Origin of the sequence: Comamonas sp. Y33R10-2 (genome assembly GCF_019355935.1) — a bacterium.
In the GTDB taxonomy this organism is placed as follows: Bacteria; Pseudomonadota; Gammaproteobacteria; order Burkholderiales; family Burkholderiaceae_C; genus Comamonas.
This window is the reverse complement of record NZ_CP079925.1, coordinates 138,226-159,245: the sequence shown is the minus strand read 5'-3', so window position 1 is coordinate 159,245 and position 21,020 is coordinate 138,226. Positions and strand designations below refer to the sequence as shown.

Annotated in this window: 15 protein-coding genes; 7 read left to right on the top strand and 8 right to left on the bottom strand. The window is 58.5% G+C overall.

The genetic code is table 11. From position 1 onward, the window contains the following. Positions 1 to 4: 4 nt before the first annotated feature. Together KUF54_RS00605 and KUF54_RS00600 are read left to right on the top strand one after the other, a co-directional pair. Entirely contained in the window at positions 5 to 2,332 is a 2,328-nt protein-coding gene (locus KUF54_RS00605; protein WP_219344292.1) for a TonB-dependent receptor, read from the top strand. Between the two features lie 193 nt (positions 2,333 to 2,525). Beyond that, positions 2,526 to 3,524: a hypothetical protein gene (locus tag KUF54_RS00600; RefSeq protein ID WP_219344290.1), complete on the top strand. Its 999-nt coding sequence runs from the start codon at positions 2,526 to 2,528 to the stop codon at positions 3,522 to 3,524. A gap of 20 nt (positions 3,525 to 3,544) precedes the next feature. On the opposite strand, the gene KUF54_RS00595 is transcribed toward KUF54_RS00600, so the two are convergent. Next, positions 3,545 to 4,687: an MFS transporter gene (locus tag KUF54_RS00595; RefSeq protein ID WP_219346210.1), complete on the bottom strand. Its 1,143-nt coding sequence runs from the start codon at positions 4,685 to 4,687 to the stop codon at positions 3,545 to 3,547. Positions 4,688 to 5,070: 383 nt separating this feature from the next. Between KUF54_RS00595 and KUF54_RS00590 the strand changes: the two genes are divergently transcribed. Continuing rightward, positions 5,071 to 5,571, top strand: coding sequence for a CreA family protein (locus tag KUF54_RS00590; protein ID WP_219344288.1), 501 nt, complete (start codon positions 5,071 to 5,073; stop codon positions 5,569 to 5,571). A 67-nt stretch (positions 5,572 to 5,638) separates the two neighbouring features. Continuing rightward, complete coding sequence (locus KUF54_RS00585; protein WP_255576203.1) at positions 5,639 to 7,291, top strand: phosphoethanolamine transferase; 1,653 nt, start codon at positions 5,639 to 5,641, stop codon at positions 7,289 to 7,291. Positions 7,292 to 7,353: 62 nt separating this feature from the next. Here the strand turns inward: KUF54_RS00585 and KUF54_RS00580 are convergent, their stop codons facing one another. Together KUF54_RS00580 and KUF54_RS00575 are read right to left on the bottom strand one after the other, a co-directional pair. After that, positions 7,354 to 7,575, bottom strand: coding sequence for a hypothetical protein (locus KUF54_RS00580; RefSeq protein WP_219344286.1), 222 nt, complete (start codon positions 7,573 to 7,575; stop codon positions 7,354 to 7,356). 240 nt (positions 7,576 to 7,815) lie between these two features. Continuing rightward, positions 7,816 to 8,724: a LysR family transcriptional regulator gene (locus KUF54_RS00575; protein WP_219344284.1), complete on the bottom strand. Its 909-nt coding sequence runs from the start codon at positions 8,722 to 8,724 to the stop codon at positions 7,816 to 7,818. A gap of 131 nt (positions 8,725 to 8,855) precedes the next feature. On the opposite strand from KUF54_RS00575, the gene KUF54_RS00570 reads away from it, so the two are divergent. The 3 genes from KUF54_RS00570 (at position 8,856) to KUF54_RS00560 (ending at position 12,546) form a co-directional block, all read left to right on the top strand. After that, a complete protein-coding gene (locus KUF54_RS00570; protein WP_219344282.1) occupies positions 8,856 to 9,944 on the top strand; it encodes a YeiH family protein in 1,089 nt (362 codons plus the stop codon). A 95-nt stretch (positions 9,945 to 10,039) separates the two neighbouring features. Beyond that, complete coding sequence (locus tag KUF54_RS00565) at positions 10,040 to 10,531, top strand: MarR family winged helix-turn-helix transcriptional regulator (RefSeq protein ID WP_219344280.1); 492 nt, start codon at positions 10,040 to 10,042, stop codon at positions 10,529 to 10,531. Beyond that, positions 10,528 to 12,546 (top strand): FUSC family protein, encoded by a 2,019-nt coding sequence (locus KUF54_RS00560; protein WP_219344278.1) that lies wholly within the window; start codon positions 10,528 to 10,530, stop codon positions 12,544 to 12,546. Before KUF54_RS00565 ends, KUF54_RS00560 begins: the two co-directional genes overlap by 4 nt. Before the next feature lie 192 nt (positions 12,547 to 12,738). Here KUF54_RS00560 and KUF54_RS00555 read toward each other — a convergent pair whose 3' ends face one another. The 5 genes from KUF54_RS00555 to nirB all read right to left on the bottom strand — a co-directional run bounded on the left by KUF54_RS00555 (position 12,739) and on the right by nirB (position 21,019). After that, complete coding sequence (locus KUF54_RS00555) at positions 12,739 to 14,181, bottom strand: NAD-dependent succinate-semialdehyde dehydrogenase (protein ID WP_219344276.1); 1,443 nt, start codon at positions 14,179 to 14,181, stop codon at positions 12,739 to 12,741. A gap of 177 nt (positions 14,182 to 14,358) precedes the next feature. After that, the gene (cobA, locus tag KUF54_RS00550; RefSeq protein WP_219344274.1) at positions 14,359 to 15,183 is read right to left on the bottom strand and encodes a uroporphyrinogen-III C-methyltransferase; all 825 of its coding nucleotides are present in this window, start codon (positions 15,181 to 15,183) and stop codon (positions 14,359 to 14,361) included. Positions 15,184 to 15,205: 22 nt separating this feature from the next. After that, entirely contained in the window at positions 15,206 to 18,052 is a 2,847-nt protein-coding gene (locus KUF54_RS00545) for a nitrate reductase (protein ID WP_219344272.1), read from the bottom strand. 78 nt (positions 18,053 to 18,130) lie between these two features. Next, positions 18,131 to 18,529 (bottom strand): nitrite reductase small subunit NirD, encoded by a 399-nt coding sequence (gene nirD, locus KUF54_RS00540; protein WP_219344270.1) that lies wholly within the window; start codon positions 18,527 to 18,529, stop codon positions 18,131 to 18,133. 27 nt (positions 18,530 to 18,556) lie between these two features. After that, a complete protein-coding gene (gene nirB, locus KUF54_RS00535; RefSeq protein WP_219344268.1) occupies positions 18,557 to 21,019 on the bottom strand; it encodes a nitrite reductase large subunit NirB in 2,463 nt (820 codons plus the stop codon). Position 21,020 lies beyond the last annotated feature (1 nt).

Sequence of the window (21,020 nt, the reverse complement as noted above, 5' to 3'; positions counted from 1 at the left end):
ATTCATGAAAAAGCATTTTTTGCCGCTCTTGATCAGTGGCATGGCATGGCCGTGCCTAGCGCAAACATCAGCGGGGCCTAGCGATCAGCCCGAACGCAGCAAAACGCTGGGGGTCGTCACCGTCAACGGCGGCCAACCCAGCTCACTGCCCAGGCAAATTCCCACCACTATTGAAGGCATCACCCGCCAAGAGATTGAGACCCGCATCAACGCGACCGACAGCGAAGACGCCCTCAAATACCTGCCCAGCCTGCTGGTGCGCAAGCGCTACATCGGCGATTACAACCACGCCATCCTCTCCACCCGCGCATCGGGCACGGGCAATAGCGCGCGCTCTGCCGTGTATGCGGATGGGATTTTGCTTTCCAACTTTCTGGGAAACGGCGTAGCCAACGGCAGCAACTACGCACCGCGCTGGGGTCTTGTGACACCTGAAGAAATCGAGCGCGTCGATGTCATGTACGGCCCGTTCTCAGCCGCCTACCCCGGCAATTCCGCAGGCGCCGTGGTGGACTATGTGACACGCATGCCGGACAAGCTGGAAGCCCATGTGAGCGCAGGCTATTCATCCCAGCCCAATCAGCTCTACGGCAGCAACAGCACCTTCAACAGCTGGAACAGCAGCGCCTCCATCGGCAGCAAAAGCGGCGACTGGTCGTTCTGGATCAATCTCAACCACACTGACAGCAACGGCCAACCGCTGACCTTCCCTACCGTGCTGCAATCCGCAGGCGTGGCGAGCAGTGCAGCCACCCCTGTCACCGGAGCGGTGGCAGGGCTCAACATCACCAACCAGCCCTGGCTCATTCTGGGCGCGGGCACGCAGTACCGCACGCAGCAGGATCACGCCAAGATCAAGCTGGCCTACGACATCACGCCCACGCTGCGCGCCAGTTACACGCTGGGTTGGTGGCAAAACGATGCCAAGGGCCGCTCTGAAAGCTATCTCAAAGGGCCGAGCGGCCAGCCCATCTACAGCGGAGCGGTGAATATCAGCGGCAAGACCTACAACCTCTCTCCCACGGCGTTTGGCCTGTCCAACGACAGCCAGACCCACACCATGCATGGGGTCTCCCTCAAAAGCCACACGCAAGCCAGCTTGGACTGGGAACTGAGCGCCAGCCTGTACGACTACGGCAAGGATCAGCAGCGCGTACCGACAATTGCCCTGCCAGCGGCCACCACCGGCGGTAACGGCACGCTGCAAGACCAGAACGGCACAGGCTGGAACACGCTGGCGGCCAAAGGCACATGGAGACAGAACAACATATTGGGCTTGCAGGGCGCGCATATCGTGGACTTCGGCCTGGGCCGCGATGCCTACCACTTAGACATCCGCAAATTCAACGTAGCGGGGGACTGGCAATCCGACCCTGCCAACGAGCAATCGCTGGTCAGCCAAGTCGGCGGGCGGACTGAAACGCGCTATGTCTGGGCACAGGACAGCTGGCAGTTAGCCAAAGACTGGAAAGCCGTTCTGGGCCTGCGCTGGGAAGACTGGATTGCCAGCCAGGGCCGCACAGCCACCGCCAGCAGCCAACTGAATTACACCCAGCGCAGCGACGCGCATTTCTCACCCAAGGCCGCGCTGGCGTACCAGCTGGCGCGCCACACCACGCTCAAAGCATCGCTGGGCCGCGCCGTGCGCTTTCCTACCGTGGGTGAGCTGTATGGGACGACATCGGGCGGCGTGCTCTCGTTCATCAACAACCCCAACCTGCATCCCGAAAAGTCCTGGACCAGCGAGTTGAGTGCCGAGCAAAACTTGGTGAGCTCTTTCGGTACAGGCCTGCTGCGCGCCACGCTGTTTCATGAAGCCACCAAAGACGCGCTCTACAGCCAGCTGATTCCCGGAACCACTACCTCGGCCGTGCAGAACGTAGACAAGGTTCGCACCACAGGGCTTGAGCTGGCCTACTCGGCGCAATCGGTGCTGGTGCGAGGACTTGATCTGGGGGCCAGCCTGACCTTTGCCAACTCGAAGATCGTGGCCAATGCCGCCAACCCGGCCAGCATCGGCAAATGGCAGCCCCGCGTGCCACGCTGGCGTGCCACGGCCTATGCCACTTATCAGCCCACAGACCGCTGGGCGCTGACGGTGGCTGCGCGCTATAGCGGCCGCCAGTACTCGAATCTGGACAACAGCGACGTCAACGCCGACACCTATTTCGGGGCCAGCAAGTACTTCAGCGTTGACCTGCGCGCCCGCTATCAAATCGACAAGCGGCTTTCAGCAGCATTGGGCGTGGACAACGCCAATAACGCCCAGTACTGGAACTTTCATCCCTATCCGCAGCGCACATACACGGCTTCGCTGCGCTGGGATCTCTAGGGTCGACTGAAATAACGCGCCGCCGCAAAGCGGGGCCATGGCCTGCTCTGCGGCTCAGTACCTGTGAATACACAAGCTGCACCGAATCAGCGCTCTCAATTGATTGAAGTAAATTTATATAGGAATTAATTATTTAATAGCCATTGGTTATTATCAAGGACACACGATCGCCATCTAGAACCGGAAAGCAAGCATGAGCACTGAAGCAATGCCCTGGCAAAACTACATTAGCGAGCTTCCCTTAACAACTCAGCAGCACGCACAAGCGCTGCGAAGTTTGGTGGATTCGCTTGCCACTTCGGCAGAGCCTGTTTTGAGCCACTCCATATTTCTGCCTGACCAGCAAAACCATGCTCAATACGAAGACGCGCCCGAAGTCTTCGAAAAAGCTTATGTGCAACTGCTATTACCCAAGCCCTTGGTCGGTGAAGAAGTGCCGCTTCTGTTTCTGGGTTACCACATAGCCACTCGTTTTACCGGCAACCGACTTTCACAAGGCTTTTTATTGACCGATCAGGCGGTCTATCTGCAAGATGACTTCAGCGTTCTGAGCCAAGCACCTCTACCACGAGCCTTCGCGCTACCTGGCTCTGCGCAAGATGTGCCCAGCTTTGTGCAGCAGTTGGGGAAACAGTTTCAGACTTGGAAAGACTGGGCCAAGCTGGAGAACTCCGATGTGGCCACTCAGCAGCAGCAGGTTCTGAGCTTTTTGCAAACCGTGATAGCCGCCGTTCTGAACTATCACCAGAGTCATGCTACTTTGCGACGCATTGAGGCCAAGCCCATAGATGTGGCCCAGTTTGTCAGCCAGCACGGAATCAGCGGCAATCTTCTGGCGGGGAATGTGGCTGGTGATGCCAAAAAGCTCGGCAAGGTCAGCGCCAAATTTCGCATTCCCGATGGTGAAACCCTGCATCTCGCGCTGGTGGACTTTCCCTTGTTCGGAGGCCCTTATGGCACGGCCCTGACGGGGAAAGCGATCTATAGCAAAGACTTGATGGAAGATCCGTTACGCATACCTCTGGCCGAGGCGGACGAACGTACGTTGGACTACAGCGAAGACGGCAAAGAAATGCGCATCAATGGCAGCACAGCGCTGTTCTTCCCCAATCACATCAAAGCCACCATTCGAGACGAGCTGCTGGACTTGCTCAAGCAGGAAATTCGCCGCGCCAAGGGCAACACTGAGTAAATCAAAGGGGCTGATGACTCTTAAGCGGCAATCAACATGTGAGTCTTGCGCATCTTGAAAGTGCACAGTCCCGCAAGCAACGCCAGCGCCATACCCAGTGCGCAAGCGCCCTGCCAGCCGTTGATGCTCCACGCCAACGAACCCAATGCTGAACCCGCAGCTGCGCCGATGAAGTAACCCGTCATGTAAACCGCATTCATGCGGCCACGAGCGATAGGAAGCAGTTGCGCCACGGTAGCTTGGTTGGTGATGTTCAAGCATTGCAGGCCCAGATCAATCACTACCATACCCAGCACAAACCAACCTAAGTTAGCTCCACCCACCCACAACATTGGCCATGCAAGCAAAAGCGCCAGCGCACCAATGGCGCAACTTACGCGGCCTAAGCCTTTATCCACCAAACGCCCTGCTTGCGTTGCCACCAATGCACCCGCAGCACCCGCTAAACCGATAAGCCCTATCTGCCCATCATTCAAACCCAGCGGCCCACTAGATAGTTGCAGCGCCATGGTGGAGAACAACACGCTGCATGATGCAAAAGCCAATGCGCTCACCAGCGTGCGCTGACGCAGGCCCGGCTGAGTTCGCAGCAAGCTCCACATGCTTCGAAGCACTTGTGGATAACTCACAGGACTGGGGTTGCGCGACGCGGGCAATGCCTTCCACAGCCACAGTGCCACCACCGCCATCACCACCGCAGCACCTTGGTATACGGCCTGCCAGCCCCAGGCATCCGAGACGATGCCCGCCACGCTGCGCGCCAACAAAATGCCCAGTAGCAGCCCGCTCATCACCCAGCCCACAGCACGCCCGCTTTGCCCGGGCAGTGCCAACATGGCAGCCATAGGCACCAGCACCTGCGCGGCTACAGAGAACAAGCCCGCCAGCAAAGTCCCCCATAAAAACATAGGCAGGCTGGAGGCAAAGCCGCACAACGCTTGGGCCACCGCTGCCAGCAACATTAGGGTGACGGCCAATCCCCGGCGCTGCAACTTGTCGCCCAATGGGGCCAGCAGCAGCAAACCGCAGGCATAGGCCACTTGCGCCAGCGTCACGCTGGTGGCGGCAGCAGATTCACTCACTTCAAAATGCTGAGCAATCGAGTGAAGCAAAGGCTGATTGAAGTAATTGCCGCCAGAGCACAGGCCGCAAGCCAGGGCCATCAGCAGCAAGGAAGAAGCGCTTAAACCTGTCGATGGCGCGGAAGCGGAAGCGGAAGCGGAAGCGGATGCAGAGGCAGAGGCAGAGGCAGAAGCTGGAATGGGAGCAGAAGCCGACATAAAAAACAGCCGCAGCCCATAAAGCTCGGCATGAACATAACAACGTGAAAAAAGCGGCTGCCGCAGTAGCAGTCTCAATCCAGCAAGGGATTGGCTCAGAGGCGAGGCGCAGACACCGGCTGTGAGCCAGTTGCGCTGTCTATGCCCAAAGACGGGGCTGCGTTTATGAGCCCTAACCGCAGACCTCCATTGTCGTCACCACACTTGCTCTACGATGCGCATAGGGCACAATGCCCAGCGATTTAACACGGGTTAACCCATACGCCATGCGAACTATTACGAAATTGCTCTCCGCTGCCCTTTTTACGGGCGCCGCTGCTATTGGCACCATGGCCTTTGTTGGCATGAGCCATGCCGAGCAAATTGGCGCTGTGGACACCGTCTTTAAATGGATTGGCCCAGATCACAAAATCGTGGTCGATGCCTATGATGACCCCAAGGTTCCGGGCGTGACTTGCTATGTCTCGCGTGCCAAGACTGGCGGCATCAAGGGAGGCTTGGGTCTGGCCGAAGACCGCTCTGAAGCCTCTATCGCCTGCCAGTCCACAGGCGATATTCAGTTCCCCACACCACTCAAGCAGCAAGAAGATGTGTTTACCGAACGCACCTCGCTGCTGTTCAAACGCCTGCGCGTGGTGCGCATGGTGGACACCAAGCGCAATGCGCTGGTCTATATGACGTATTCAGATCGCGTCATTGAAGGCTCGCCACAAAACAGCGTCGCCGCCGTACCCGTGCCGCGCAGCACACCTATCCCGGTAAAGTAAAAACCAGAGCAGGCTGTGCTGGTTTTGATTGAGAAATGCTTTCCTGAAAAAGCCGAACTTTAGGCTATTGAACACTTTGCAGCAAAAAACTTTCCGCAATGAGCCCCTCACAGCTTACAAAGTGCGCGCCTCTTGGCCAGCACTATTGGCTTTAGCAGCAATTGGTCTGTTTTTCATCATCCTGGGATACGACGGCCGGCGCATTGCTCAGTTGTTCACTCTCATGATGCCTGCGCTCATATGGCTGGCTTGGCCGATCAGCAGCCCTGTTCAACTGAAGTTACGGCGCTTGCTGGCTTGTTCATGGGTCATGCTTTTTGCATTGGATGGTGCCACTCGCTCTTACTTACTAGAGCTGTATCAGACACCACCAGACGGCATGATGGTTCTCTCAGCCATGGCCAATACGAACTGGCGTGAAAGCTCTGAATATCTATCAATGCACTGGCCCAGTTTTTTGCTTATCAGCGGTGTCTTGGTTTTAGCGGCGTTTCTTGTATGGCGTATTTCCGGCTTGAGCACGTCGACATCAAAGGTGCAAGAGCGAAGACTAGCGGTACTGTCTTTGATACTACTTTTGGTATGTGTCCTCGCATACTCAAGCAAGTCTTGGCGACGTTTTCATCCAGTCATCTTCTGGAATAAATGGACTGAAACTGTACAGAACTTAAACAGCCGCTTGGCTGACCAGCATAAAGAGCGCAGCCGATTGCTAGCCCGAGCAATGGATGCAAAACCTAGCCTCGATCATGACGGGCCATCCACTGTAGTGCTCATGCTCAGTGAAAGCATTAATCGAGACAACCTTTCCCTATACGGGTACCCAAGGCAAACAACGCCTCAGCTTCAAGCGCTTCAGCAGGCCTCGGGATCACAGATGACGGTGCTGCGCAATGCATGGTCTGTTGATGCAAGCACCCTCCCCGCGTTACGCAACTTCTTTAGTTTTGGAGCCCCTGACTCAAGGGACTCACATCACTTGATTGCACTGGCAAAAGCCTCAGGCTACAAAGTTTGGTGGATCAGTAATCACGATGACATAGCCATCGATCAGCAGCATGCGCAACTTGCAGACACGGTGCAAATGATCAATCGAATCCCGGGGCGCTCCAGCCTCTCGCTCGATGGGGAAATGCTAGACGAACTCAAAGAAGCACTTGAAACATCGACTGAACGCAAGTTCATCGTCGTTCACATGCAGGGTGCTCATCCCCACTACAAATTGCGCTATCCAAAGGAACAGATCTCTTTTGATGCGGCTGCGGACATCATCGATACCTCCATGAAGGAAAAAGGCATCTCCTCATGGATTCGCAGCCTACGCCAAGACTACGATTCTGCGCTGCTTTACAACGACCATGTCAGCGCGCAAGCGCTTCGCCTGACCCAATCCATCAATCGCCCCGGGCAAAGGCTTGCATGGATCTATTTGTCAGACCATGGACAAGAGGTCGGACATGTCAAAAATCATGCAGGGCACAGTAAAAGCACAGAGGCTGGCTACCGCATACCGGCAATCCTCTGGCAAGACTCAACCTCAAAGGCGCTACCTGAAGGGGTCACAGACAGGCCATTTCGCGCGGACTGGGCAGCGTGGACAGTGGCCGATTTACTCGGCATACATTGGAGCGAGCCTGCTTCAGAGCGCAATGTTTTGAGTGAGACATATCTATGGCAAGCACCTAGTTTGCCAATTCCTGTGACCTCATTCACACGGTGATTTTTATTCCTCAATCGCTCACAAAGCACACAGGCATGTGCCTGACTCAGAATTTTTACGCCTTATTGGCCGAGCGTTATTCCGTCAGCATCTAACGCAGGCGGGCGTTGCAAATCAGCATCCACGCCCATGGCCTGACTGGCGCGCTCAACCGCCTGCCACAGGGGCGCAGGCATTTGCAAAATAGCTTCTGGAGATGGTGCACCATCAATCCAATTGCTGATCTGCAGGTGCTGCTCTTGCGTTAGCAGGTCCAGGTGCAGCATTTCGTCGATGGTTTTCATAGTGTTCCTCCCTGCTTTCAGGGTCTAGCGCTGCATTGCCTGCAACAGACTTGTTGCATCCAATATAGGGGCAAAAATGCTACTCAAAAGCCAAAACCATCGCAATTAAATCGATGGCGGGCATAGTTTGCTTTGTGGCTTAGAGCAGTCAACACAACCCAGAAAACTGAAGGTTTTCGTTTGCATTGACGTTTAAAACGAGTCAAAGCAACAACCTATCAAAGGCTGTTTTCGTGGCTCTTAAGCGCTCAAAACTTGCGCATTGCAAGCATCTACAAAGGCTTGCAAGGCAGGAGAGCGCCTTTTACCCGCACGCTGCACCAGCGAAAAATTGCGCCACAGGCGCGGCAAGGTGGTGGGCAAAACCTCCAGCACTTGGGCTTGAAGCTGCGACTGCACCAGCACGCGTGACAAGCAGCTAACTCCCAAACCTTGCTCCACACAACGGGCGATGGCTTCAGAGCTACCCAGGGTGGCTGCTGCGGGCAATTGGTGCAGATGCGGTAGCAGTGCATGCTCCACCATCTCACGCGTGCCCGATCCCGGCTCGCGCAGCAGCCATTGGGCTTTGCGCAGTGCGGCTACGCCCAGTGGTTTGAGTTTGGCCTGCTGAGCCAGCGGATCTCTGGGCGATGCGACGATGACTAGTTCGTCGCGCAGCCACGGCTGCACATCCAGCCCAGCCCAATGGCTACTCCCTTCAATCAAGCCCATGTCCACATCCATGGCCAGCACGGCCTCACCCACTTCTTGCGTATTGGCAATTTGCAAATCCACCCGCACCAGCGGGTGAGATACCGCCAGCCGCGCCAACACTTGCGGCAGGGCGTAAGTGCCTATGGTGGTGCTAGCTGCAACACGCAGGCGAACCGGCATGTTGGCCGTTTTGGCAGAGAAGGCCTGCTCAATATCGCGCGCCTGATCGAGTACCGCCAGAGCCTGCGGCAACAGAGCTCGGCCCGCATCATTAAGTACCAAACGCTTGCCCACGCGCTCAAAAAGTAGCACGCCCAAACCCGCTTCAAGCTGCTGCAGTGCCGCACTGGTGGCGGACTGAGAAAGCGCTATAGCTTGTGCAGCAGCAACCGTCGTGCCGCTTTGGGCTACGGCACAAAAAATCTCAAACTGACGAAGGGTGAGGTGCAGCATTTTTTTGAACCATTACCTGTTTCATCGATTGATCTTACAAAAACTATTCGTTATACAAATATAAGCAACAAATCTAAAGTGAGCACAAGCTGACAGATGAAGCTGTTTTTCTCTTCCAGCCAAAGGTCACGATGAACACTGCAACACTCAAAAACCCCACCCCCTCACAAGACTGGCTCAGCAGAGCAGGCAGCTTGCTGCCCGGTCTATTGCTCGCTGGCGCGATTGCTATTGCGGCTACTTGGGCGGCGCAGTTGCCCTTCCTCAAAAACAACGGCTTGAGCGCGCTGACGCTGGCCATCCTCACCGGCCTGGTGATTGGCAACACCGTTTACCCCTTCATCGCCCAACCATGCGCCAGCGGAATTGCTTTTTCTAAAAACCGTCTGCTGCGCACTGGCATCGTGCTCTACGGCCTGCGCTTGACGTTTCAGGATATGGGGCAAGTCGGCATGGCAGCCGTGGTGATTGACGCGCTGGTGCTTGGCAGCACTTTTTTGCTAGCGCAGTGGGCCGGGCAGAAACTGCTAGGTATGGACCGGCGCACTACGCTGCTCGTCGGTGCAGGTGCATCGATCTGCGGCGCGGCGGCTGTCCTGGCCACTGAGCCTGTCGCCAAGGCTCGCGCCGAAGATGTAGCGGTGGCCGTCGCCACCGTGGTGGTGTTCGGCACTTTGGCGACCTTTATCTACCCTGCGCTTTTTCACTGGAATGCAGAGTACGGCTGGATCAACATCAGCGCCCAGCAATACGGCATGTTCGTTGGCTCTACAGTTCATGAAGTAGCGCAGGTTGTGGCTGCCGGTGAGGCGGTGGGGCGTGAAGCCGCTGATACCGCCGTCATCTCCAAGATGGTGCGCGTGATGATGCTGGCTCCTTTTCTACTACTGCTCTCAATCTGGCTTTCGCGCAGAGAACGCCGAGAAGCGGTCAGCGATGGCCAAGCACGCGGCAAGATCACCATCCCTTGGTTTGCTTTGGGCTTTGTAGCGATGACCGGCATCAATTCTTTGGGCGTATTGCCTCAAGCCGTTGTCAGTGTTGGCATTCAACTGGACAACGCGCTGCTGACAATGGCCATGGCCGCTTTAGGGCTCACAACCCACATTCACGCCGTTCGATCTGCGGGCGTCAAGCCCTTGATTTTGGCTCTGACCCTCTTCGCCTGGCTACTTGGCGCAGGTCTGTTTTTGAATCTATGGATTCCCACTTACTTTTAAGCATCAGCGCGGGAACCAAGGGAATACCCTATAAATAAATGCAGACTCAATTAGATTGAACTACAAATTAATTGAATAAGAAGCAAAATTCAGCCATGTCTTTTGCCAATGCCCCCGCCCGCGACCGTCTGGGTTTTTTGATGGTCACGTTGACTCGCCAATGGCGCCGCTTTGTCGAGGAGCAACTCGCCGCCAATGGCCTGACCGATGCCACTTGGACGCCGCTTTTGCACCTGCGAGCTTGGGGGGATGGCGTCACGCAAAAGGAGCTGGCCGAGCGCGTGGGTTTGGATGGCTCCACTCTGGTTCGTCTGCTGGACATTTTGGAAGGTAAGGGCTGGCTTGAGCGCAGAGCCGATGTGGCTGATCGTCGCAGCAAACGCATCTTTCTCACCGCGGATGGCAACGCGGCTGTGGATAACATTCGCGCCACCATGCTGGAAGCCGAACGCAGCTTGCTGCAGGACTTGAATGACTCCGAGATCGAGACGATGCTGGGCAGCGTCCAAAAGATTCAGTCTCGTATCGAAACCATGCACGCACAGCGCTGCGCGCAACTCCATCCTGAAGCGGGAGAGGGTGCATGAGCGTTGCTGCCTATGACCGCTTGTTAGAAAACGCCACCCGCTGGGGCTTTGATAGCGCTCGCCTGCGTCTGCATTTGCGCACGGCATTTGCCGTCTGTATTGCCGTGTTTTTGGCTTGGGTAGTGGGATTGCAACACCCGCAATGGGCAGGAATGACAGTTTGGGCTGCATCGCAACCATTGCGCGGGCAGTTGCTGGAAAAAAGTTTTTTCCGCCTTTTTGGAACCCTCATTGGCACAGCCGCCGGTGTCGTGCTGGTACTTGTGGCGAATGGCGACTTGCTCTGGCTCGTCACCGGGCTGGCTATATGGATTGGCGTTTGCGCCGGACTGGGCAATCTGCAACGCAGCTTTACCTCTTACGGCACCATGCTGGCGGGCTATTCAGCCTCTATGGTGGCCCTGCTAGACGGAGGCAATCCCACCTTTGTATATGAGCTGGGCTGGGACCGTTTGTTTACCGCGCTCACCGGCGTGGTAGTCGCACTCATCGTGGGCTGGTTGTTCACACCCGTGAGTGCTGAGATCCCCGGTGACGACAAAGTGCGTCGCCTCTGCGCTCGTTTGTTGCGTGACATTGCCACTGCGTCAATGGCTGCATTGAAAGCCGCATCGCAGGCCGCCGCGCATGGCAAAGGTGTGCTCGGCCCCAAGGATCTGGCTGAGCGCCTATCCGCCATGGCCGCCATTGAAGAAGGGCTAGACCTGCATGCCGCTGGCTCCACACGCTCGCGTCGGGCCGTGCGTGCGCTGCGTCGCCTGATCAATACGCAAATCTCGGCACTTCTCTGGCTGCGTGACTGCACGGGCAAAACCATCACCCCTGCATTCACTGCGGAGCAAGCCCAAACCATAGCACAGGCCCTGGAACAAGCCGCTCACCTGCTGGAGACCCAGCCCGCGCCACTTGCGGCGATTGATGCGCTTGCCAGCGCCCAAGAAGCGGCTGCTGGATGGGGTCATGCGCAAGAAATTCTGGGCAATCTTGGCATTGCCCTGCAAGCTCACTTTGTGGCTGCCAGCGACCTGCCCCTGCCAGCCAACCACCGCGCCCGCCAGTTTCCCGTGGTGCTACACAGCGACTGGGTAGGCGCCCGCCGCGCCATGCTGCGCGCTTTTAGTGCCATTTTTTTAGTGGGTTTGGTTTGGGCGTTGACAGGCTGGCAGGGCGGCGCTTTCATGCTGCTGGGCCTGTCCATCATGGTGACTGTGTTTTCATCCTTCGAAAACCCGGTCTTCACCATGCGCTTTGTCATTGCCGGTCAAGCCATGGGCGCTGGCGTTGCACTGGCCTGCCAATGGTTTTTTTGGCCGTTTGCCAGCAGCCAATTGCAGATGGTGCTGATGATGATGCCCTTCATCCTCATCGGCGCACTGCTGTTCAGCCACCACCGAACCGCTTTGTCTGGCTTTGACTGCAATATGGTGATATTGCTGGCGCTATGGCCGCACTTCCCTTATCAGCTGGACTACGGGAATTCGCTATCCATGGCTTTTGCCATCGTTACAGGCCCGCTGGCTGGCTGGTTCGCTTACCATTTTATCTTGCCAGTGACCGTGCAAGGAAAAATCGCAGGTCTGCGCGCCATGATGGTTCATGAGCTGCAAGACATGGCCGCTACGCCGCTGCACACCCTTAATGTGCGGGTGATGCGCGCCCGCCTCTATCACCGCCTGCTGCGACTTGTGCGCACCTCTGAAAAAATCAGCATCAGCGCCGCACAAGAGGCCGCTGACTGTGGCTTGGCCGCTCTGCGCGTAGGCAAGGCTGTGCTCATACTCCACGCTTTGGAGGAAGATAGATTGCTATCCGAAAGCACCTTACGCGGCGCGCGCAGTGCGCTACAAAGATTGCAGCAACTGCCAACCGCCCCCGCCAAGGCCATTCCTTTGCTGACAGGCGTCGCAGCACGCATAGAGCAACGCCAACCCGAGCAAGCCCTGCAACTGCAACTCGCCGCGCAGGACATTGGCGAGCATCAGCGCTTTTTTGCCAGCACCGCCAAGATTGCCTGACGAGCTGAGCACCATCGCCCATAAAAAAAGCCGCTGCAAACACAGCGGTTTTTTATGGGAGCACGAACTAAAATTAGGCATGCGCCAACTCAGAGATGCCAAGCAAGAGCCGCCTCGCGGCGATGGCGTCGTCCCCCTTCCATAGCGCGCAGCGCGTAGAGAAAAGGGGAAGGCGCAAAGCGCCTCAGGGGGTTACACGCAGCTAATAGCCACAGCCTTGGAAACCAGATAAGCCTCCAGCGCCTCAGGCCCACCTTCTGAGCCATAGCCTGAATCCTTGATGCCGCCAAACGGCAGTTCGGCCGATGGCAGCGCAGGCTGATTGATCCACAACATGCCTGCTTCCACATCCTGCGCCAGCTGGTGTGATGTCTTGAGCGAGCGCGTAAAGGCATAGGCAGCCAAGCCATACGACAGGCGATTGGCCTCTTGAATAGCGTCTTCAATCTTGTCAAAGCCGCGAATCGCCGCTACGGGACCAAAGGGCTCCTGATTGAAGATATCAGCCGTCAAAGGTACATCAGACAGCACCGTAGGGGCAAAGTAGTTACCGGCATCGCCAAACGATGCGCCGCCGGTCAGCAGCTTGGCACCACTATGCTCTGCGTTTTGAATCAACTGGGTCAGCGCTGTTACGCGGCGCGGGTTGGCCAATGGGCCCATCTGGATTCCTTGCTCCAGACCATTGCCCACCTTCAGCGCCTCGGCATGGGCCACCATGGCGCGGGTGAACTCCTCGCGCACGCTGTTGTGCACCAAAAAACGCGTGGGCGAGATGCAGACCTGCCCCGCGTTGCGGAACTTGGCAGCACCTGCGGCCTTGACGGCCAGCGCCACATCAGCATCCTCGGCCACGATCACGGGTGCATGTCCGCCCAGTTCCATGGTGCTGCGCTTCATGTGCTGGCCGGCCAGCGCCGCCAGCTGCTTGCCCACGGCGGTAGAGCCGGTGAACGTCACTTTACGGATTACCGGGCTGGCAATCAGATATGACGAGATCTGGGCCGGGTCGCCATAGACCAGACCCACCACACCGGCGGGAATGCCCGCATCCACAAAGCACTTGAGCAGCGCTGCGGGCGAGGCCGGCGTTTCTTCAGGTGCCTTGCACAAAAAGGAGCAGCCCGAGGCCAGCGCCGCGCCAATCTTGCGCACGATCTGGTTGACCGGGAAGTTCCAGGGAGTAAAAGCCGCTACCGGGCCCACAGGCTCCTTGATCACCAGTTGCTGCTGCTCAGGGCGGCGCGAGGGCACGATGCGGCCATAGATGCGCAGAGCCTCGTCCGCAAACCATTCAATGATGCCGGCACCGGCAATGATCTCGCCCTTTGCCTCGGCCAGCGGCTTGCCCTGCTCCTGCGTCAGCAGCGCCGCGATCTCGTCAGCACGCTCTTTGAGCAGCGCCGCCGCACGGCGCATGATGGCACCGCGCTCATGCGCAGACACCTTGCGCCATACCTGAAAGCCCTTGTCCGCAGCGGCGAGTGCGCGGTCCAAGTCAGGAATATCGGCATGCGCCACGCGACCGATGACTTCGCCCGATGCCGGGTTGCGCACATCAATCGCCTTGCCGCTGGCAGCTGCCTGCCACTGTCCATCAATCAAAAGCTGGGTATCGGGGTATGCAGTGCTCATCACTTATCTCGGTGTGCCGACCCTCATCCCCCTGCAGATGTGCGGGGCCGGGCGTGGTGAATGTTCAGGGCGTAAAAATTCTAGCTACACATGCTAGCGCCTCATGACAAGTGCGGGACGTTGGCAATTGCTTATTGCGTTCACGGGTTCTTGAAAATGCCAACGCTTTCCAGCCACTCACACCCCGACAGCGCGGCGCGGCTCCACCTCTCCTAGCCATGCTCCAAGCTCAAACTGACTCACTGCCGCCTGTTTGACGACTTGCCCAATCACAAAGACGCACGGGCTCCCCAAACCGCTGCTGACAAGCGCTGTGGACATATCCCCCAGCTGCGTGACGACCTGCTGCTGCGTAGGCAGGCTGGCACTTTGCACCAGCGCCACAGGCGTGCTGGCGGGCAGGCCACCGGCCAGTAGCTCGGCCTGAATATGCGGCACAGAACTCACGCCCATGTAGACCACCAGCGTCAAGCCCACTACGTGAGCAGTCTGAGCCAGCTGGCGCCAGTCGTTTTGCACACCACCGGGTTTGGGGTGACCCGTCACAAACACCACGCCATGCGCATGATCGCGGTGGGTGAGTGACACGCCCAGACTGGTGGCTGCCGCCAGCCCCGCTGTAATGCCATTGACCACTTCCACCTGCACACCTGTAGCGCGCAGATGTTCAACTTCTTCACCCCCTCGGCCAAAGATGAAGGGATCGCCGCCTTTGAGTCGCACCACAATCTCTCCCTGACGCGCGGCCATGATCATCAGCTTTTCAATGAACTCCTGCGATGTACTTTCGCGCCCACCGCGCTTGCCCACGGCAATCACGCGGGTCTTGGGACTGGCGAGCTTGACGATTTCAGCAGAAACCAGATCGTCAACCAGCAGCAGCGTAGCGCTCTGAATCAGCTTGAAAGCCTTGATGGTGAGCAATTCCGGGTCACCCGGCCCAGCACCCACCAGATAGCAGCGGCCCGAGGAAGACAGAGAGTGGGCGTGGCGGGAAGTCATGGCAGACCTTTCAGCTAAAAATTTATGCAGCAACCATCAGGGTGACAGGGGGCACCGCCTGCACCAGTTGTTTGATCGTAGGAATGCAGGAGCCGCAGCGCGTACCGCAACCCAGCGAAGACTTGAGTTGCGCCAGCCGCTCATCGGGTGAACCGCTGCACTGGCCCAGCTTGGCGGTAATGCTGGCCTCATCCACATTCATGCAGGCGCAAACCTGTGGCGAGCGCGCCGCCATAGCGGCTGGCGGTTTACTACCCGAGGACAGCAGCAGTCGGCCAAAACTTTTGGTGGATTGCTCATCGCGCAGCACGGGCGCCAGCCACTGCCCTGCGCTGGCATCACCACACAGCAAAAAGGCATTCAGCACAGGCTCGCCACCTTGCTGACCGATGGCCATGGCACGACTGCATTGGCGGCGGGCATCGACATAGCGCAGCGCCTGCGCTCCATCTAATTGCAGCAACTGGTGCAGTCGCTTCAAAACCTCGGCGCTCGGGGCCTCATACGCTGCGGCGCGAAACTGCACGCCGGTGCGGCCTTCGCTGGCCTTTTCCAGCGGTACAGAACGGCCAAACAGCACGCAGCTGGCAAAGTCGAACTCCGCCATCAGCTCTGTCAAAGCTGCGCGCGTGGCCAGAACCTGCGATTCATCCAGCCAGGCCATGCCCATGCAAGTCCAAGGCACCTCGGCCTTGAGCAGTCTCACGGCAACATGCTTGAGTTCTGGCTGCTTGGAGCGCGGGCAGAACTCAGGGGTAGTCAGCTCATTCACACCCGCTAAACGCTGGCCTTTGGAGCTGCGTCCACTCAGGTACATACCGCCCCAGTGCATGGGCAGATACAGCTGAGAGTGCTGCAGACCCGTATCGGCCTTTACGGGCAACACGATAGCGCCGTAGCGGTTGGAGACATGGACCAGATCGCCATCTTGCAGCTGCAGGCGCTGCATGTCTTGCGGGTGCACCTGCAACTGCGGCTCGCTCACATGGGCAAACAGTCGGCCTAGCTGGCCGGTACGCGTCATACCATGCCACTGGTCACGCAAACGGCCGGTGTTCAGGCTGAAAGGGTGGCGCGCATCGCGCTGCACGGCCACGGGCTTCCAGGGCTGCGCATCAAAGCGGGCACGGCCGTCATCGCTCACAAACTGGCCGTCGGTGTACAGGCGCTGCGTGCCTTGCGCTGCGCCGCTGGGCACAGGCCATTGCTGCGGGCCCTTGTCGTGAAGCATTTGCCAGCTCAGACCGGTGATGTCCAAATCTCGCCCACGCGTGCTTTCGCGGTGCTCGTTCCAGATGGCCTCGGCTGCTGCTTCGGCGCGGCTGATGTCATAGCCAAAAAGCGAAGGCTTGCCGGGGCGCACCAAGGGCTCCAGCCGCCGCGCCAGCTGCACGCCAATCTGCCAGTCGTGGCGCGCCAGACCGGGCGCAGCCACGGCAGCACGCACGCGGGAGATGCGGCGCTCGCTGTTGGTAACGGTGCCCAGCTTTTCGCCCCAGGTGGTGGCGGGCAGCAACCAGTCAGCGTAGGCCGTGGTTTCGGTCGCAGCAAAAGCTTCTTGCACCACCACAAGCTCGGCGCGCTCCAGCGCGCGGCGCACCATGGCTTGGTCGGGCATGCTTTGCGCGGGGTTGGTGCAGGCAATCCACAGCGCTTTGATCTGGCCATCGGCCGCCGCCTCAAACATCTCTATTGCAGACTTTCCGGGCCTAGATGGAATACTTTCTACGCCCCACAGCTGTGCCACTTCTTCGCGGTGCAGCGGGTTGGCCATGTCGCGGTGGGCGCTGAGCAAATTCGACAAGCCGCCCACCTCGCGCCCGCCCATGGCGTTGGGCTGACCGGTGAGAGACAACGGCCCCGCGCCGGGCTTGCCAATCTGGCCTGTCGCCAAGTGCAAATTGATGAGCGCCGCGTTGTTCGCCGTGCCGCTGGCGCTCTGGTTGAGCCCCTGACAGTACAGACTCAACGTGGGTTGACGTGGCACGCTGTCTGCACCCCCCAAAGCAATCCAGCGTGCGGCCTTGTACAAATCCTCTGTGGGCACGCCACAAATGGCAGATGCTCTCTCGGGCGTGGCTTCGCGCACCAGCTCTTTCAGTGCTGCAAAGCCGCTGGTGTGTACCTCGATGAAAGCGTTATCCATCCAGCCTTCCCACAGCATGATGTGCAGCAAGCTGTGAAACAGCATCACATCGCTGCCCGGTTGCAACGGCAGATAAAGATCAGCCAGCTCGGCAGTCTCAGTCTTGCGCGGGTCGGCCACAATGATTTTGAGCTGCGGGTTGCGCGCCTTGGCCTCTTCCACACGGCGAAACAGAATCGGGTGCGCCCAGGCCATATTGCTGCCCACGATGAACATGCAGCTGGCCAGGTCAATGTCTTCATAGCAGGCGGGCGGCGCATCAGCCCCCAGCGTGGCCTTGTAGCCCGCCACGGCGCTGCTCATGCACAAGCGGGAATTGGTGTCCAAGTTATTCGTGCCCAGCAGACCTTTGACCAGCTTGTTAAAGACGTAATAGTCCTCCGTCAGCAACTGGCCGCTGAGGTAAAAACCCAGCGCATCCGGGCCATGCTCCGCGCGGATTTGCGCCATGCGGCCAGCCACATCATCCAGCGCTGCATCCCAGCTCACCGGTTGCGGGGCCGATGCCCGGTCGAATCTGCGCAGAGGCTGCAGCAGGCGCGATTGCTGGGCGTGTACGGGCGCTGCAGTCAGGTGCAAAGTACTGCCCTTGGTGCACAAACGCCCCCGATTGGCAGGGTGATCGGGGTCGCCCCGCACGCCGGTGATTTGCACGCCATCCGACTCAATGATGACTCCACAGCCAACGCCGCAGTAGGGGCAGGTGGATCGGGTCTCAGGCATGGCAGGCTTTCAGTGTTTTGGGGCTATGGCGCTCATCCAATAAGCGCCAGTAGCTATTACATCTATAGCAAAAAAGATTCAGGCAGCAGTGCAGGCTGATTTGCCGCTGCAATGCGCAGGGCCCCCGTGGGGCCGCGTCTGCTCCAGTGCGCGGCTTGCAAGCTCATCGGCTCGCAGCTGCACCTCGCCATCCTCCACCCGCACGCTGAAGTACGGCGTGCAGCCTTCGTCAGGCGCAGCGGCTTCACCGCTGCTCAGCGCAATCGTCCAGTTGTGCAGCGGGCAGGCCACGCTGCGGCCAAACACAATGCCTTGAGACAGCGGGCCGCCCTTGTGCGGGCAGCGGTCAAGCAGGGCAAATACTTCGTTTTCGGCGTTGCGAAAGACTGCTACATCCATCCCTTGCGCACGCGCCACGCGGCGGGCGCCGAGCACGGGGATGTCGTCAATCGTGCAGATAGAAATCCATTCGCTCATTTCTGGCTCCTTGGCAATTTTTTTAAATCAGGCGCTTTCGGTTTGCGCAGCGGTCAGGGGCTGGAACTGGCGCGTATCCACCGCTGCCTTGTCGGTTTCAAACCAGGGATCGGGCTCGCCATCGAGCGCAAACTGCAGCTCTTCCCACAGCGCCTTGCGGCCTTGGGCATCGTCCAGAATGCGCTTTTTTACATAGTCCAGACCCACGCGGTTGATGTAGTGCACGGTGCGCTCCAGGTACCAGCCTTCCAGCCGGTACAGCTGCATGAAGGCACCCGTGTACTCCATGACTTCTTCTGCGGTTTTGAGCTTGGCAAAGAAGTGGGCCACCTCGGTTTTGATGCCGCCATTGCCGCCCACATACATCTCCCAGCCTGAATCGACGCCGATGATGCCCACGTCCTTGATGCCGGACTCCGCACAGTTGCGCGGGCAGCCGCTGACGGCAAACTTCACCTTGTGCGGGGCATACATACGCCACATGGCACGCTCCAGATCCTTGCCCATTTGGGTGCTGTCTTGCGTGCCCATGCGGCACCATTCGCTGCCCACACAGGTTTTGACGGTGCGCAGCGCCTTGGCGTAGGCGTGGCCGCAGGGCATGCCAATGTCGTTCCACACGCCTTGCAGGTCTTCCTTCTTTACGCCCAGCAAGTCGATGCGCTGACCGCCCGTGACCTTGACGGTGGGAATGTCGTACTTGTCCACCACATCGGCAATACGGCGCAGCTCACTCGCTGTTGTCTCGCCGCCCCACATGCGCGGGATGACGCTGTACGTTCCATCTTTCTGGATGTTGGCGTGGCTACGTTCGTTGATGAAGCGGCTTTGCGGATCATCCTTGGCATCTTTGGGCCAGGTGCTGATCAGGTAGTAATTGACGGCTGGGCGGCACGATGCACAACCGTTGGGCGTGCGCCATTCCATAAAGCGGAACACTGCATCGGTACTGAGCAGCTTGTTGGTGCGAATCACATCGCGCACTGTCTGGTGGCCATGGTCGGTGCAACCACACATGGCCTTGGTCTTGGGCGATGCGGAATAGTCGCCACCGGCGGTGAACATGATGATCTGCTCGACCAGCCCCGTGCATGAGCCGCAGCTGGCACTGGCTTTGGTGTGCTTGCGCACATCTTCCAGCGTGAACAGGCCCTTGTCCTTGATGGCTTTGCAGATTGCGCCCTTGGTCACGCCGTTGCAGCCGCAAACCTCATCGCTATCGGCCAGCGCCGCCGCCTTGTTCTGCCCTTGGTGGCCGGTATCGCCCAGATTAGATTCACCAAACATCAGCTTGTCGCGAATGTCGGCCACGCTGCGGCCTTCGCGCAGCAGCTTGAAGTACCAGCTGCCATCCACAGTGTCGCCATACAGGCAGGCGCCGACCAGTTTGTCGCCCTTGATAACCAGTTTTTTATAGACCCCGGCATAGGGATCACTCATCAAGATTTCTTCGGTATCACCGCCACCCTGAAAGTCACCGGCCGAGAACAAGTCAATGCCCGTGACTTTGAGCTTGGTGGACGTGAGCGAGCCCATGTAGCGGCCAATGCCAAACTCGGCCAGATGGTTGGCCAGTACCTTGCCTTGTTCAAACAGCGGAGCGACGAGCCCGTAGGCGATGCCACGGTGCACGGCGCATTCGCCCACGGCGTAAATGCGCGGGTCGGTGATGGTCTGCATGGTGTCGCTGACAACAATGCCGCGGTTCACATGCAGATGCATGGACTCGGCCAGTGTTGTATTGGGGCGAATACCCACGGCCATCACCACCAGATCGGCAGGTACTTCGCTGCCATCCTTAAAGCGCACTGCACTCACGCGGCCGGCGTCGTTACCCACCAGCTCTTGCGTCTGCGCTTTCATGCAGAACTGCATGCCACGCTCGGCCAGCGACTTTTGCAGCATGCGGCCGGCCTGATCGTCTAACTGGCGCTCCATCAGCCAGTCACCCACATGCACCACGGTGACCTGCATGCCGCGCTTCATCAGGCCGTTGGCGGCCTCCAGCCCCAAAAGGCCACCACCAATCACCACCGCGTGCTTGAGCGTTTTGGCCGCTTCAATCATGGCTTCGGTATCGGCGATGTCGCGGTAGGCCAGCACACCTGCCAGCTCCTTGCCGGGGATAGGCAGGATGAAAGGGTTGGAGCCCGTGGCCATGATGAGGCGGTCGTACTCGGCGCTGATGGTCTCGCCCTGCGCATTGGTGGCATGCACGACTCGGCGGGCACGATCCACCGCTGTGACCGTATAACCCGCATGCAGCAGGATATGGTTGTCCAGGTACCAGGCCCAGTCATTGAGCACGATGTCGGCAAGCGTCTGCTCACCGGCCAGCACAGGCGACAACAGAATGCGGTTGTAGTTCGGGTGTGGCTCGGCACCAAACACCGTGATGTCGTACAGGTCGGGGGCAATGGTCAGCAGCTCCTCCAGAGCGCGCACACCTGCCATTCCGTTGCCAATCATGACCAGTTTGGATTTTTTCATC